The organism is Bradyrhizobium sp. NBAIM08 (assembly GCF_020193935.1).
Taxonomy (GTDB): Bacteria; Pseudomonadota; Alphaproteobacteria; order Rhizobiales; family Xanthobacteraceae; genus Bradyrhizobium; species Bradyrhizobium yuanmingense.
The window spans coordinates 151,953-166,062 of record NZ_JADYVR010000005.1 but is presented as its reverse complement, the minus strand read 5'-3'; the positions used below and the strand labels follow the sequence as shown (position 1 = coordinate 166,062).

The window sequence follows — 14,110 nt, the reverse complement described above, 5'->3', positions numbered from 1 at the left end:
AGAGGCTACAGCCCCCGGATCATCCCCGCGTCGATCAGCAGCCGGTTCAGCCGCCGCGCCTCGGCGCCATCCTTGCAGCCGTAAAAGATGCCTTTGCAGCGGAGCATGATCTCCTTCTGCTCGGCAAAGGACGGGTCGAGCGGGATGCCGGCGGCTTCCTGAACCACCAGCGGCAGATAGGGACCGTCAATCGTGTCCATCACGGCCTGGCTTCCGACCGGTTCGAAATTGATGGCGTCGATGGTATAATAGGTCGCGTAGAGGCGCGCATCGTAGGCGTCGAGCTTCTTGCCGATGGCGCCCTCGTCGAGCCCGGGCTCGAGGATGGCAGCCGCAAACTCCGGCTGATGATCGCCGTAGCGCACGATCAGGAATGGCTCGCCGGGAAAGGTCTTCTTCAAGCCGGCAACGAACGCCTTGTACTGTTCGGCGCTCATAGTCTGGCGGCGCAGATATTCATCGATGGACGGCACATTGCCCGGCGCGCGCCAATTCGGCAGCAGATCGGGACGGAAGCGGGTCTCCCAGGGGAAGTGGTTGGCACCGAGATAGATGAAGGCGAACAGCGGCTTGTTCGGCGGCTGCTGGCCGATCAGCTGAAGCGCCTTGTCGTAGAAGAAGCTGTCGGGCTCGACACCCTTGGCGCCCAGATCCTTGGAATCGAGGAAGCGCTCGATTCCCGTCGTCATCTGGAAGCTGCGCGCGCCCATGAAGCCGCCATGGGCGGGATAGAGCGACAGCGTGTCATAGCCGCAGCGGCGCAGCGCCAGCGGCAGGCCGCGCTCGACCCGGTTCGAGGCGATGCGCGTGACGAAATAGGCGAAGCGGCCGAATGAACGCGAGGAAAGCCCTGCGAGCACGTTATACTCGGTGAACCAGCTCGGCCCGCCATTGCTCTCGGCGAGGAACGTGCGCTGCTTGCCGTCCCACGATTTGAAATAGTCGCCATAGCGCGGCGGCACCTTGATGCCCTGGGCGGCGCGGATGTCGAAGCTCGATTCATCATGGATCATGATGATGTTGGGCCGGCGGCCAGCCGGGTGGCAGGCATCGACCAGCGGCATGTTGAGCCGCTCGCCGGTCGAAGCAGACGCCTCCATGAAGCCGTATTGCGCAAAATCGGAGACGGCCGTGACGCCCGAGCGGAAGAATTTCGAGAGATAGCCGTCGTCGTAATAGCCGCGCCAGGCCTCGTCCGGGTGATAGAGCGAATAGCAGACCAGGGCGGCAAGGCAGGCGAGCTTGCAGGCGAGCGCTGGCAGGCGGCGGATGCGGAACGGATCGAGCCACCACAGCGCATACATCAGCGGCAGCGTGACCAGACCGGCCAGGATCACCGACCAGCGTAAGTTCGGGAAGATCGTGAACAGGAACGCGACGGAGTCGCGGTCGATCATCATCAGGTCGATGAAGTTGACCGTCATCTGCACGACGTCGTGCTTGAGCCGCGACAGCAGCACCAGCACGACCACCATGGTCAGCGACAGCGCACCCGACAGCGCGGGGCGACGCAGCAGCGTGATCCAGAAGAAGTTGAGGATGCCCCAGGCCAGCGCGAAGGACAGGCGCGAGCCGAAATCGGTCTCGGTCTCGTACATCAGGGCGAGTGCCGCCAGATGCGGCGCTGCAACCGCGAGCAGCCGCCAGATGCCGAGCGCGGCGACGCTCGCCAGCACGGCCGTCGTGGCAGAAGGACCTGGATTGGGCGCGGACGCCATCGACGACACGCAACTTCTGGTCCGGCGCGGTGATGCCAAGCCTGGCTGGCCGACCCAAAAACAGCCAGGGCGTCCGGAGCAGCCGGAAGCCTGCACCGTGTCATAAAACTGTAACGGAATGATCAAGGAGAGGCAACGCGCGGCGCGGTCCGACCTTCGCTTAATGTTAGCGGGCTGCGCCGTACGGCATCGACCAGAGCCGCTGGCCCGCTAGGGCTTTGCGATACCTGCGATGAACAGGTCGATCACCCCCTCCGCCATCCGCTCGATCTCGCCCTCCCCGACGCCCCAGCGCGGGAAATGGCCGTCGAGATTCATCCGAGCGAAACCGTAGACGAGGGCGCGCCCGGCGACCTGGATACGCTTGAGGTCGGCCGACCGCAGCAGGCCTTGCTCTGCCGCGTCGACCAGCATCTGCTCCGTTAGCGCGATCAGCTCGGCGTTGTCTCGTGTCAGGTCCGGCGAGCTGCCATGGGCAAAATAGCGCCCGGTCGAGATGATCTCGAAATGCGCGGGATTGCGCATGGCCCAACGCAAATAGGCGAGACCGAAGGCGCGGAAGCGGGCGAGCGGGTCGGCGGCCGGAGCCTCGCGCAGCGCCGCATCGATCTCGGCGCGAAAGCGCCGCTGTGCCTCCTCGGCCGCGGCTGCCATGAGCGCATCGCGGTTGGGAAAGTGTCGGAACGGCGCCCCCGGCGACACCGCGGCTCGGCGCGCAGCCTCCCGCACCGAGACTTCGGCGCCGTCCGCTGCGAGTTGCAGCGCAGCATCGATCAACACGCGGCGGAGGTCGCCGTGATGGTACGGCCGGGCTTCCGTGGCAGGGCGGCGGACGCGCGGCTTGGACGGCTGACGAACAGGCATGGATCCTTCTAGCCTCACCCGAACGTGAATGTAAGCAATGATTACACCGTTGACGGCGCATTCACGCCAAATGTAATCGATGATTACATAGAGAGGGAGGTCGCCATGTCCGAACGTCGAAGCTGGCTCGAAGGCTGGCGCCTGCTGGCCGTTCTCTGCGTGAGCCTCGTCGCACTCAGCCTATGGATCGCCTCGATGCGGCAGTTCGAGGTCGAGGGCGTTCGCACGGTGATCCGCTTCACGGCGCGAAGCTCGCTCCTGTTGTTCTGCCTCGCCTTCAGCGCCGCGGCGCTGGCGCGGCTGTGGCCCAATGCCTGGACGCGCTGGCAGAAGCGCAACCGCCGCTATCTGGGCCTTAGCTTCGCGGCCTCCCACGCCATCCACGCGGCGGCGATCATGACGTTTGCCGGGATGGATCCGGCCGCATTTGCCGAGGCCACCTCGGCAGCCTCCTACGTCTTCGGCGGCATCGGCTACGGCTTCATCATCGCAATGGGCGCGACATCGTTCGACCGCACCGCCGCACTGATCGGCCCGCGCGCCTGGCGGGCCCTGCACCTTGTGGGCGGCTATTACCTCTGGCTCCAGTTCATGGTCTCGTTCGGCAAGCGCGTGCCGACGATGCCGCTCTATGCCGCCTTCCTGCTTCCGCTGCTCATCGTGCTGGCGCTGCGCATGATTGCGATGGCCCGCGATCCGCGTGGGCAGACCGTCCCGGCGAGCTGATGCGACGCCGTATTTGGCAGCAGCCGAGCCGCTCAACTGCGCTTCAGGCCGCGGAAAGAATGAGCGAGCGATGTCTCGCCGAGACGAAAAGAGCGAGACCGCTGTTTGCGATCTCGCTCGACCATAGCCGCCAAGGTCCAAGATTTGGCTTGGCGAGCGAAGCTTGAATTTCGCTCGTCATTCCGGGGCGCGCGCTGAGCGCGAACCCGGAATGACGGCGCAGACGTCAGTTCTTGCTCTTGTCGACCAGCGCGCCCTTCTTGATCCAGGGCATCATGTCGCGCAGCTTCGCGCCGACTTCCTCGATCGGGTGCTCGGCGAGCTTGGCACGGGTCGCCTTGAACGAGGTCTGGTTGACCTTGTTCTCGAGCATCCAGTCGCGGGCGAACTTACCGCCCTGGATGTCGGCCAGAACCTTGCGCATCTCCTTCTTGGTCTCGTCGGTGATGATGCGCGGGCCGGTGACGTACTCGCCGTACTCGGCGGTGTTGGAGATCGAGTAGTTCATGTTGGCGATGCCGCCTTCATAGATCAGGTCGACGATCAGCTTCACTTCGTGCAGGCACTCGAAGTAGGCCATCTCCGGCGCGTAGCCGGCTTCGACCAGGGTCTCGTAGCCGCCCTTGATCAGCTCGACCAGGCCGCCGCACAGCACGACCTGCTCGCCGAACAGGTCGGTCTCGCACTCTTCCTTGAACGTGGTCTCGATGATGCCGGCGCGGCCGCCGCCGATCGCGGAGGCGTAGGACAGGCCAAGGTCATGGGCATTGCCCGAGACGTCCTTCGCAATTGCGATCAGGCAGGGCACGCCGCCGCCGCGCTGATATTCCGAGCGCACAGTGTGGCCGGGGCCCTTCGGCGCGATCATCAGCACGTCGAGGTCGGCACGCGGATCGAGCAGGTTGAAGTGAACGTTGAGGCCGTGCGCGAACACCAGGGCAGCGCCCTTCTTCATGTTGTCGTGCAAGTGCTCGCGGTAGATGTCGCCCTGGAGCTCGTCCGGGGTCAGCATCATGACGAGGTCGGCCCATTTGGCAGCTTCCGCAACTTCCAGCACCTTGAAGCCGGCGGCTTCCGCCTTCTTCGCCGAAGCCGAACCCTTGCGCAGCGCAATGGCGACTTCCTTTACGCCGGAATCCTTCAGGTTGAGCGCATGGGCGTGACCCTGGCTGCCGTAGCCGACGATGGCGACCTTCTTGCCCTTGATCAGGTTCAGGTCGGCGTCGCGATCGTAATAAACACGCATAGGTCGTTTCCTCGTTCAGGGCCGAAATCGGCCAATGGTCAGTGTCCGAAGGGTGAAATTTGCGGATTTCGGGGGCTGTCTAGAGCATTTTCAGCCCTGAGGGAAACCCGTTTCTGCATGGAAATCCGCGACATCATGCATCCATGAAAACGGGGTAGAGGGAGGCCAGCAGCAGGATCGCCATCAGGATGTTGAAGGCGCGGACCAGCCGCTCGGAAGTCAGAACCGGCCGCAATGCGGTACCGAATAGCGCCCAGACTACCGTCGAGACCGTGCCGACGACGAGGCTGATCACGGTCTGAATGGCGATGTTGAGCGGGAATTGGGCGATCGCCGCATAGGCAGTGATGGTGCCGATCACGATCACCCAACCCTTGGCATTGATCCACTGGAACATGGCCGCGCCCCAGAAGGTCATGGGGCCGCGGCCATTCTCCTCGCCCGGCTTGGCCGGACCGGCCATGGCGATCACAGCGGCGAGATAGATCAGATAGGCGGCACCGGCATATTTCAGGATGGTCTGGAGGATCGGATAGGCCAGGAACACGGAGCCGAGCCCGAGGCCGACCGCGGCGACCATGAAGGCGAAACCGAGCACGATGCCGACGATGTGCGGGATGGTGCGCCGGAAGCCGTAGGTCAGGCCGGAGGACAGCAGCATGATGTTGTTCGGCCCGGGCGTGAAATACATCACGACCATGAAGACGAGGAAGGCGTAGAGCAGCGAGTAGGTCATCATCACCCTCACGCAGTCTTCGGTAGAACTTGCGGGCGCTTCGCCAGCACCATCACGGCGATCCCAAAGATCACGGTCAGCATGCCGGCGAGGCGCAGCGGCCCGAACCGTTCGCCGAACACGATGCTGGAGGCCGCCGAGCCCACGAACGGCACCAGCAGTGCGAACGGCACCACTTGTGCAGCCGGATAGTCGCGCAAGAGGCGGCCCCATAGCCAATAGGCGATGCTGGTGGAAATGCCGCCGAGCATCAGCATGCAGAGCGCCGATGTGAGCGACATGTGCGTCAGCGACGTCCAGGTCGGCGCCGGACCGTTGGCGATCAGCGCCAGCACGAACAGCGGCACGGCCGAGGCGAGGCAGAGCCAGGCGAAGAGATCGAACATCGGCACGCCGCGGGCACCGCGCAGCAACAGATTGCCGATGGCGAAGCTGAGCGGCGAGACCATCAGAACCGCGAAGGCGCCGACGCTGAAATCATAGCCGACGGTGCCGCAGATCATCAAAAGGCCCGCCGCGGCAACGACGATCCCCAGGGTCTGCACCGGCGTCGGCCGCTCACCGAACGCGAGCACGGCAAAGCCGATCGTGAACAGCGCCTGGCTCTGCACCACGACGGAGGTCAAACCCACCGGCACGCCGTGGGCGATACCGTAAGCCTGAGACAGGAACTGGCCGAGGAACAGCGTGAAGCTGATCGCGATCAGCAGTGACCAGGCGACCTTCGGCTTGGAAATGAACAGGCACGGCACCGCGGCGATGGTGAAGCGCAACGCCGTCATCAGCTCCGGCGACAGCTCGTCGAGCGCGATCCGGCTCGCCACGAAGGCAAGCCCCCAGATGATCGCCACCATGACGGCGATGAGGATGTCGGCCGGCTTCATTGTTGTTTCCGGTTCTGCTTTGTCTCGCAGCCCTGTTTGTTGTTCTGGTCTAGCCTTGCTCGCCGGCTTTCGGTTTCCGCAGCAGATACGTGCCGTGCATCGGCGCGTGGTAGTCGGCCGCGACCAGGGTGAAGCCGACGTCGGTCAGCATCCGCTCCATCACCCAGCCGAAGGTGGAATATTCATCGCGCATGTGAGTCACCACGCCCTCGCGGGAGAAATCGTGGTTCTTGATCTGGAAGTCGGCCCATTGCTCGACGTCACGCTCGATCGCGTCGGGCATCGATGAGTAAACGATGTCGCGGAGATAAAATGTCGCCCCGGGCTTGAGGGCGCGAAAAATCCGCGACATCGCCACCGCCTTCCAGAAATCCGGCAGGTGGTGCAGCGTGAACTCGCTGACGATGAGATCGTAGGATTCCGGCCGGTAGGCGAAGCTGAGCAGGCCGGCGGATTGGGTGCGCACGGGCGCCTTGCGGTCGCGGGCGTAGATCTCGGCGAGCGCCAGCATGGCCGGGGAAATGTCGATGGCGTCGACGTCGGCCCCCATCAACGCCGCTTCGGTGGCGAGCACGCCGTTGCCGCAGCCGATATCGGCGATGCGCCAGCCGCGCTGGACCCCGAGCATCTTCAGCGCGGCGCGCGCGCGCAGATCGGCATCGTCATGGTTGTCGTAGATCGAGGCCACAGCGGGCTCGATCCCCATCCGGTTCCGCTCGTTGTAGTACCAGTCGCGCGCCAACATGGCTCACATCCCTTCAGGCCCGCGACCTATCGCGGCAACACCCGTGCGCGACACCTCGACGAGGCCGAGCGGGCGCATCAGATCGATATATTGATTGATCTTGTCCGTATTGCCTGTGATCTCGAACACAAAGCTCTCGGTGGTGGCGTCGATCACACGGGCGCGGAACGCGTCCGCCAGCCTGAGCGCCTCGACCCGATGCTCGCCCTGCCCGCGCACCTTGACCATCGCCAACTCGCGCTCGATCGAGCGCTTGGTCTGGGTCATGTCGACGACCTGGTACACCGGGATCATGCGGTCGAGCTGGTTCTTGATCTGCGCGATCACCATCGGCGTGCCCGTGGTGACGATGGTGATGCGCGACAGGTGCTTCTGGGCCTCGGTCTCCGAGACCGTGAGGCTCTCGATGTTGTAGCCGCGCCCCGAGAACAGGCCGATGACGCGCGCGAGCACGCCTGGCTCGTTCTGCACGAGCACCGCAAGCGTATGCGTCTCGTTGGGATCGTGACGGTCCTCGATGAAATAGGCGGATGCGGGCTGGTTCATTGTCGTCCCCTCTGTCTCTCCGTCACGCCGTCGCCGGCGCATCCGTCCCGACCCAACGGCGGAACAGATCGAAATCGATATTGCCGCCGGACAGCACGAGACCGACGCGCTTGCCCTTCAGCTTGCTCTTTTCCTGCAGCGCCGCCGCCAGCGCGGCAGCACCGGCGCCTTCGGCGAGATTGTGCGTGTCAGTCCAATAGGCGCGGATCGCGAGCGCGATCTCATCGTCCGTAACCTGGACGATGCGCGAGGCGCCCTTGCAAACAAGCGCAACAGCTTCCGCGTCCGGAAAGCGTGTCGCCACGCCATCGGCCAGCGTATCACTGGTCTCGGTCGTTACGACCTTGCCGGCCGCGAACGAAAGTGCATATGACGGCGCCTCGGTCGATTGCACACCGATGATCTCCGTCTTCAGGCCCAGCAAGTCGCGCACCAGGATGCAGGCGCTGATACCGGAGCCCTGCCCGATCGGAACGTAGAGCACGTCGAGATCGGGCACCGCGCGGAACAGTTCCAGTGCGTAGGTCGCCACCCCCAGCACGAGGTCAGGGTGGAACGACGGCACCATGTGCAGGCCTTCGAACTGCGCGCGGCGCCCGGCTTCTTCGCGCGCCAGCTGGAAATCGTCGCCGTGCTCGACCAGATCGGCGCCGAACGCGCGCATGGCATGGTTCTTCTCAACCGAATTGCCTTTTGGCACATAGATCACGGCGGGCACGCCGTGACGCCGCGCCGCGAAAGCAAGACTCTGGCCATGATTGCCGCGGGTGGCCGAGATGATGCCCGGCACGTTCGGCCGCTCTCGCTTCAGCCGATCGAGATAGACCAGGCCGCCACGCACCTTGAAGGCGCCGGTCGGCGTGTGGTTCTCGTGCTTGACCACGACCGCGGTGCCGAGCCGGCGGCTGAGCAACGGCCAAGCATGCGCCGGCGTCGCCGGCACCGCCTGCCCCACGATCGCATGTGCGCGCTCGAGTTCGTTCAGGTCGAACATGGCGTCACACCAACGCCTTGCCGCCGGCGAATGCCTTCGCAGTCGCCTCGTCGTTGGCCTGCTCCGGCAGCAGCATCTCGTTGTGGGCCTTGCCGGAGGGGATCATCGGGAAGCAGTTTTCGAGCGCCGCGACGCGGCAGTCGAACAGCACCGGGCGCTTGACCGAGATCATCTCCTTGATGGCGCCATCGAGATCGGCCGGCTTGTGCACCTGAAGCCCGACGGCGCCGTAGGCCTCCGCGAGCTTGACGAAATCCGGCAGCGCTTCGGAATAGGAATGCGACAACCGGTTGCCGTGCAACAGCTGCTGCCACTGGCGCACCATGCCCATGTACTGGTTGTTCAGGATGAAGATCTTGATCGGCAGCTCGTACTGAACCGCCGTCGACATCTCCTGCATCGTCATCTGCACCGAGGCATCGCCGGCAATGTCGATGACGAGGCTGTCGGGATGGGCCACCTGAACGCCGACCGCGGCCGGCAGGCCGTAGCCCATGGTGCCGAGACCGCCCGAGGTCATCCAGCGATGCGGCTCCTCGAAGCCGTAGAACTGCGCCGCCCACATCTGATGCTGGCCGACCTCGGTCGTGATGTAGGTATCCTTGCCGCGCGTCTGCTCGAACAAGGCCTGGATCGCGTGTTGCGGCAGGATGACGTCGCTGCTCTTCTTGTAATAGAGCGAGTTGCGGGCGCGCCATTGCGCAATCTGCTGCCACCACGACTTGATGTCGGGCTTCTTCGCCTCCGCCTTGAACACCTGGAGGATGTCGCCGAGGACGTTGCCGCAATCGCCGATGATCGGCACGTCGACGCGGATGTTCTTGTTGATCGAGGACGGATCGATGTCGATGTGGATCTTCTTCGAGCCGGGTGAAAACGCATCGACGCGGCCGGTGATGCGGTCGTCGAAGCGCGCGCCGACGCACAGCATGACGTCGCAATCATGCATGGTCATGTTGGCCTCATAGGTTCCGTGCATGCCGAGCATGCCGAGCCAGTTCTTGCCCGACGCCGGATAGGCGCCGAGGCCCATCAGCGTCGAGGTGATCGGGAAGCCGGTGACCTCAACCAGCTCGCGCAACAGGTGGGTCGCCTCGGAGCCGGAATTGATGACGCCGCCGCCGCTGTAGATCACGGGACGCTTGGCGTTCGCGAGCAGCGATACCGCCTTGCGGATCTGCGTCGCATCGCCCTTCACGCGCGGCGCGTAAGAGCGGTGCACGTCGGACTTGCGCGGGGGATGGTAGGTGCCGGTGGCGAACTGCACGTCCTTGGGAACGTCGACCAGCACCGGGCCCGGACGGCCCGAGGTGGCGACGTAGAAGGCCTCATGCAGCACCTTGGCGAGATCGTTGACGTCGCGCACCAGCCAATTGTGCTTGGTGCAGGGACGCGTGATACCGACGGTGTCGCATTCCTGGAACGCGTCGTTGCCGATCAGATGCGTCGGCACCTGGCCGGAGATGCAGACCAGCGGGATCGAGTCCATCAGGGCATCCGTCAGCGGCGTCACCATGTTGGTGGCGCCGGGGCCGGAGGTCACCAGCGCAACGCCCGGCTTGCCGGTGGAACGCGCATAGCCCTCGGCGGCATGGCCGGCGCCCTGTTCGTGGCGGACCAGGATGTGCTGGACCTCGCTCTGCTGGAAGATCTCGTCATAGATCGGAAGCACCGCGCCGCCGGGATAGCCGAAAATGTCGGTCACGCCGTGATCGATGAGTGCGCGGACGATCATCGCGGCGCCGGTCATCTGGTTCGGATCGTGGCTCTTGTCGCTCATTGGCTTGCTCCGGATGCGCTGTTGTCAGCGGCTTCATTCGTGTCGGGTTCGGGAAATAAAAAAGGCCCCGAAGAGGGCCCATGCACACCGCCTGTCATGTGGATGGCAGCTAGCCACCCCCGGCGGTGTGCCTGGGTACGACGGCGATAAGGAGTTTGGTAATAATGTTACGCATGGCGGCGCTCGGCTTCCCAAAGGTTGCGCGAAACATAGCGGCCAAACCTTGGATGTCAAGGCAATGCGGCCGTTCCCGCGCGATTTCGGCAGTGTAGCGGTGTTCCCCGGGTTCGGCGAGAGGTAAATTCGGGAACCCGGCACAAAAGCGCGTCAGTCGGGGCGCCGTTCCGCCGGCACGGCCGCGGCGAGCCATCCGCTCGCTTGCTCCGGCCTCACCCATTCGAAGTCCGGCAGCTGGTGCCGGAACCAGGTGAATTGCCGCTTGGCGTAATGGCGCGTATCGGCGCGGCCAATGCTGGCGGCCTCCTCCAGGCTGAGTTCGCCGCGCAGGTGCCGGATCAAGGATGGCACGCCATGGGCCTTCATGGCCGGCAGCAGCGGATCAAGATGCCTGGCGGCGAGCCGCTCGACCTCCTCGAGCGCGCCGGCGCCCAGCATGGCATCGAAACGGGCATCGATGCGGGCATAGAGCTCGTCACGCTCGGGCGCGAGGAAGACCGCGCGAAATCTGTCCTTGGGCAGCAGCGGTGGCTGTCCCTCCCGCTGCCAATCGAGCAGCGAACGGCCGGTTGCCTCGATCACCTCGAGCGCGCGGGCGATGCGGGTGCGGTCGCGCAGGTTCAATCGCTCGGCCGCGCGCGGATCGCGGACTGCGAGTTCCGCGTGCAACGCTTCGACGCCGTTCCGTTCCAGCCGCGCGCGCACATCCTCGCGCAGCTCGGCGGGGATCGGCGGCACCGCGGAGAGACCTGTGGTCAGCGCCTTGAAATAGAGCCCGGTGCCGCCGATGAAGATCGGCAGCTGTCGCTGCGCCCTCGCCTCGTCGAGCGCCTTCGCCGCATCGCTTACCCAGGCACCGGCCGAGAAATTCACGGCGGCATCGACGTGGCCATAGAGACGATGCGGCACGAGCGCCTCGTCCGCCGCGGTCGGCCGCGCCGTGATGATGCGGAGGTCACGATAGACCTGCATGGAATCGGCATTGATGACGACGCCGCCGGCGGCACGCGCAAGCTCCAGCGCCAGCGCCGACTTGCCGCTGGCGGTCGGGCCTGCGATAAGCACGGCCTTGCTGGAATACCCCTCGCTCACGAAAACCTCAAATGTCCCTCGTCGCCACGCTGATCTGCAACCCTGACAATCCCGCGCTCGACTCGACCATCGTCGATGGCGCCCGCGCCGTGCTGCCGCAGGCGGCGCCCGCGCACTGGCTGTTCGACGGGGTTGCGGTCGACATCCCCTTCGGCGCGGACAGTAACCTCGAAGGCGACCGCAACGCCATCGAGCAGCGGCTCCGCGAGCTCCGCGGCGATTTGCCGATCGACATCGTCGTGCAGCCTGTTGGCTTCAGGCGCAAGAAGCTTTTTCTCGCCGACATGGATTCCACCATGATCGGCCAGGAATGCATCGACGAGCTCGCCGATTTCGTCGGGGTCAAGGCGCATGTCGCTGCCATCACCGAGCGTGCGATGCGCGGCGAGATCGAGTTCGAGCCGGCGCTGCGCGAGCGCGTCGCGCTGCTCAAGGACCTGCCCGCCAGCGCAGTCGACGAAGTCCTGGCCAAGCGCATCACGCTGACGCCGGGCGGCCGCGAGCTGGTCGCCACCATGCGCGCGAACGGCGCCTATACCTGCCTCGTCTCTGGCGGCTTTACGCTATTCACGAGCGCGGTCGCCGCCAAGATAGGTTTCCAGGAGAACCGCGCCAACGAGCTCGTCGTGCGCGACGGCAAGTTCACCGGGGAAGTGAAGGAGCCGATCCTGGGCCGCGCGGCGAAGCTCGCGACCTTGGTGGACCTGATGGAATCGTTCGATCTCGACGACATCGACTCGGTCGTGGTCGGCGACGGCGCCAACGATCTCGCGATGATCCAGGCCGCGGGTCTGGGCGTGGCCTATCACGCCAAGCCGGCGGTGGCTGCCGCCGCGGCCGCGCGGATCGATCACGGCGATCTCACCGCGCTGCTGTATGCGCAGGGGTATCGGCGGGACGAGTTCGTGGAGGGGTAAAGCCTCCCCTCTCTCTGTCATCGCCCGCGAAGGCGGGCGATCCAGTATTCCAGAGACAGCGAAGCTAGAACCGAGAAGCCGCGGCGTACTGGATGCCCCGCCTTCGCGGGGCATGACAGTTGAATGTGGCGCGAACAGCGCCCACTACTGCACGCTCAGCGCGACGAACCGCAGCTCGCCCTCGCCGTTCGAGACCAGCAGCAGCACCGATTTCTTGCCGTCCTTCTTGAGCTGATCGACTCGCTTCTGGATGTCGCCGCCACTCGACACCGCCTCCTGCGCCACCTCGACGATGACGTCGCCGGCGGACAGGCGCTTCTCGGCGGCATCCGAATTGGCGTCGACATTGGTGACGACCACGCCCTTGACGCTGTCCTTGATCTTGTAGCGCGTGCGCAGATCCTTGCTCAGCGTTGCGAGATCGAGGCCGAGCGCCTTCTGCGTCACCGGCTTCTCCGGCGCCGGTTCGTCGGTCTTCACGGCGGCCTGCACCTTGTCGGGATCCTGCAGGCGGCCGAGCGTGACCTTCTTGATCTCTTCCTTGCCCTTGCGGATGATGACGACGTCGACCTCCTTGCCGACCGCGGTGTCGGCGACGACGCGGGACAGGTCCTTCGGGTCCTTGACGTCCTTGCCGTCGAACTTGACGACGACGTCGCCGGGCTCGATGCCGGCGGGCTTGGCCGGGCCCTTGTCGTCGACACCGGCGACCAGCGCGCCCCGCGCGGGCTTGATGTTGAGGCTTTCGGCGATCTCGTCGGTGACGCTCTGGATGCGCACGCCCAGCCAGCCGCGGCGCAGCTCGCCGAACTGGCGGAGCTGGTCGACGACGCCCACCACCGTCTTCGACGGCACGGCAAAGCCGATGCCGATGGAGCCGCCGGACGGCGAGATGATCAGCGTGTTGACGCCGATGACGTCGCCGTCGAGATTGAACAGCGGGCCGCCGGAATTGCCGCGGTTGATGGATGCGTCGGTCTGGATGTAGCTGTCGTACGGCCCGGAGGAGATGTCACGGTTCTTGGCCGAGACGATGCCGGCAGTCACCGTGCCTCCCAGGCTGAAGGGATTGCCGATTGCGACCACCCAGTCGCCGAGGCGCAGCTTGTCGCTATCGCCGAACTTGACCGCGACCAACGGCTTCGTCGGCTTGATCCTGAGCACAGCGAGATCGGTCTTCTTGTCGACGCCGACCAGCTCGGCCTTGATCTTGGTGCCGTCGTTGAGGATGACGTGGATCTCGTCGGCGTCCGCAATGACGTGGTTGTTGGTGACGACGACGCCCGCGGTGTCGATGATGAAACCGCTTCCGAGCGAATTGGTCTTGCGCGGCGCGCTGTTCTCGCCGCCCTTGCTGCCGCCGCCGGGCCCTCGGCGGTTCTTGAAGAAATCGTCGAAGAACTCTTCGAAGGGTGAACCGGGCGGCAGCTGCGGCATCGAGTTGCTGCCCCCGCCCTTGGCTTCGACGTTCTGCGAGGTCGAGATGTTGACGACCGCGTCGATCACCTTCTCGGCGACGTCGGCGATGCCATCCGGTCCACGCGCATGAGCCGGCGCGCCAAACGCGCCGCAAGCACCGATGGCGAGCGCAACCAGCCCAAGTCGAACACCAAATCGCGCGCGGCGGCGCGAGCGGGACGGGGCAATGGTGGCAGCAGTCATTGTGATCTCCAGGCAAAAGGGAT

General features: G+C 64.9%; 13 protein-coding genes. 2 read left to right on the top strand and 11 right to left on the bottom strand.

All coding sequences use genetic code 11. The features are described 5' to 3' along the window. Positions 1 to 5: 5 nt before the first annotated feature. Together I6F37_RS18745 and I6F37_RS18740 are read right to left on the bottom strand one after the other, a co-directional pair. Positions 6 to 1,718, bottom strand: coding sequence for a sulfatase-like hydrolase/transferase (locus I6F37_RS18745; protein WP_036006630.1), 1,713 nt, complete (start codon positions 1,716 to 1,718; stop codon positions 6 to 8). 210 nt (positions 1,719 to 1,928) lie between these two features. Then, positions 1,929 to 2,582 (bottom strand): TetR/AcrR family transcriptional regulator, encoded by a 654-nt coding sequence (locus tag I6F37_RS18740; protein ID WP_036006627.1) that lies wholly within the window; start codon positions 2,580 to 2,582, stop codon positions 1,929 to 1,931. A 105-nt stretch (positions 2,583 to 2,687) separates the two neighbouring features. On the opposite strand from I6F37_RS18740, the gene I6F37_RS18735 reads away from it, so the two are divergent. After that, the gene (locus tag I6F37_RS18735; protein ID WP_225152272.1) at positions 2,688 to 3,308 is read left to right on the top strand and encodes a hypothetical protein; all 621 of its coding nucleotides are present in this window, start codon (positions 2,688 to 2,690) and stop codon (positions 3,306 to 3,308) included. 226 nt (positions 3,309 to 3,534) lie between these two features. Here I6F37_RS18735 and ilvC read toward each other — a convergent pair whose 3' ends face one another. The 8 genes from ilvC to miaA all read right to left on the bottom strand — a co-directional run bounded on the left by ilvC (position 3,535) and on the right by miaA (position 11,508). Then, positions 3,535 to 4,554: a ketol-acid reductoisomerase gene (ilvC, locus tag I6F37_RS18730; RefSeq protein WP_036006621.1), complete on the bottom strand. Its 1,020-nt coding sequence runs from the start codon at positions 4,552 to 4,554 to the stop codon at positions 3,535 to 3,537. Between the two features lie 133 nt (positions 4,555 to 4,687). Further along, the gene (locus I6F37_RS18725; RefSeq protein ID WP_036006650.1) at positions 4,688 to 5,290 is read right to left on the bottom strand and encodes a LysE family translocator; all 603 of its coding nucleotides are present in this window, start codon (positions 5,288 to 5,290) and stop codon (positions 4,688 to 4,690) included. A gap of 8 nt (positions 5,291 to 5,298) precedes the next feature. Further along, complete coding sequence (locus I6F37_RS18720; RefSeq protein ID WP_036025003.1) at positions 5,299 to 6,174, bottom strand: EamA family transporter; 876 nt, start codon at positions 6,172 to 6,174, stop codon at positions 5,299 to 5,301. Between the two features lie 49 nt (positions 6,175 to 6,223). Continuing rightward, a complete protein-coding gene (locus I6F37_RS18715) occupies positions 6,224 to 6,919 on the bottom strand; it encodes a class I SAM-dependent methyltransferase (RefSeq protein WP_036006616.1) in 696 nt (231 codons plus the stop codon). A 3-nt stretch (positions 6,920 to 6,922) separates the two neighbouring features. Further along, positions 6,923 to 7,465 carry an acetolactate synthase small subunit gene (gene ilvN, locus I6F37_RS18710; RefSeq protein ID WP_018640841.1) on the bottom strand — a complete coding sequence of 181 codons (543 nt, stop codon included), beginning with the start codon at positions 7,463 to 7,465 and terminating at the stop codon, positions 6,923 to 6,925. Positions 7,466 to 7,487: 22 nt separating this feature from the next. Then, positions 7,488 to 8,459 (bottom strand): threonine dehydratase, encoded by a 972-nt coding sequence (locus tag I6F37_RS18705; RefSeq protein WP_036006612.1) that lies wholly within the window; start codon positions 8,457 to 8,459, stop codon positions 7,488 to 7,490. A gap of 4 nt (positions 8,460 to 8,463) precedes the next feature. Next, a complete protein-coding gene (locus I6F37_RS18700) occupies positions 8,464 to 10,239 on the bottom strand; it encodes an acetolactate synthase 3 large subunit (protein WP_036025002.1) in 1,776 nt (591 codons plus the stop codon). 327 nt (positions 10,240 to 10,566) lie between these two features. After that, positions 10,567 to 11,508, bottom strand: a complete 942-nt coding sequence (miaA, locus tag I6F37_RS18695; RefSeq protein ID WP_036025000.1) for a tRNA (adenosine(37)-N6)-dimethylallyltransferase MiaA — start codon at positions 11,506 to 11,508, stop codon at positions 10,567 to 10,569. 11 nt (positions 11,509 to 11,519) lie between these two features. Between miaA and serB the strand changes: the two genes are divergently transcribed. Continuing rightward, positions 11,520 to 12,425 (top strand): phosphoserine phosphatase SerB, encoded by a 906-nt coding sequence (serB, locus tag I6F37_RS18690; RefSeq protein WP_074448134.1) that lies wholly within the window; start codon positions 11,520 to 11,522, stop codon positions 12,423 to 12,425. Between the two features lie 144 nt (positions 12,426 to 12,569). On the opposite strand, the gene I6F37_RS18685 is transcribed toward serB, so the two are convergent. Further along, positions 12,570 to 14,087 carry a Do family serine endopeptidase gene (locus I6F37_RS18685; protein ID WP_036024992.1) on the bottom strand — a complete coding sequence of 506 codons (1,518 nt, stop codon included), beginning with the start codon at positions 14,085 to 14,087 and terminating at the stop codon, positions 12,570 to 12,572. Positions 14,088 to 14,110: the final 23 nt, after the last annotated feature.

Coding starts and splice junctions, on each gene's coding strand:
- I6F37_RS18745 (WP_036006630.1), bottom strand. CDS start 1,718: ATGGCGTCCGCGCCCAATCCAGGTCCTTCTGCCACGACGGCCGTGCTG.
- I6F37_RS18740 (WP_036006627.1), bottom strand. CDS start 2,582: ATGCCTGTTCGTCAGCCGTCCAAGCCGCGCGTCCGCCGCCCTGCCACG.
- I6F37_RS18735 (WP_225152272.1), top strand. CDS start 2,688: ATGTCCGAACGTCGAAGCTGGCTCGAAGGCTGGCGCCTGCTGGCCGTT.
- ilvC (WP_036006621.1), bottom strand. CDS start 4,554: ATGCGTGTTTATTACGATCGCGACGCCGACCTGAACCTGATCAAGGGC.
- I6F37_RS18725 (WP_036006650.1), bottom strand. CDS start 5,290: ATGACCTACTCGCTGCTCTACGCCTTCCTCGTCTTCATGGTCGTGATG.
- I6F37_RS18720 (WP_036025003.1), bottom strand. CDS start 6,174: ATGAAGCCGGCCGACATCCTCATCGCCGTCATGGTGGCGATCATCTGG.
- I6F37_RS18715 (WP_036006616.1), bottom strand. CDS start 6,919: ATGTTGGCGCGCGACTGGTACTACAACGAGCGGAACCGGATGGGGATC.
- ilvN (WP_018640841.1), bottom strand. CDS start 7,465: ATGAACCAGCCCGCATCCGCCTATTTCATCGAGGACCGTCACGATCCC.
- I6F37_RS18705 (WP_036006612.1), bottom strand. CDS start 8,459: ATGTTCGACCTGAACGAACTCGAGCGCGCACATGCGATCGTGGGGCAG.
- I6F37_RS18700 (WP_036025002.1), bottom strand. CDS start 10,239: ATGAGCGACAAGAGCCACGATCCGAACCAGATGACCGGCGCCGCGATG.
- serB (WP_074448134.1), top strand. CDS start 11,520: ATGTCCCTCGTCGCCACGCTGATCTGCAACCCTGACAATCCCGCGCTC.
- I6F37_RS18685 (WP_036024992.1), bottom strand. CDS start 14,087: ATGACTGCTGCCACCATTGCCCCGTCCCGCTCGCGCCGCCGCGCGCGA.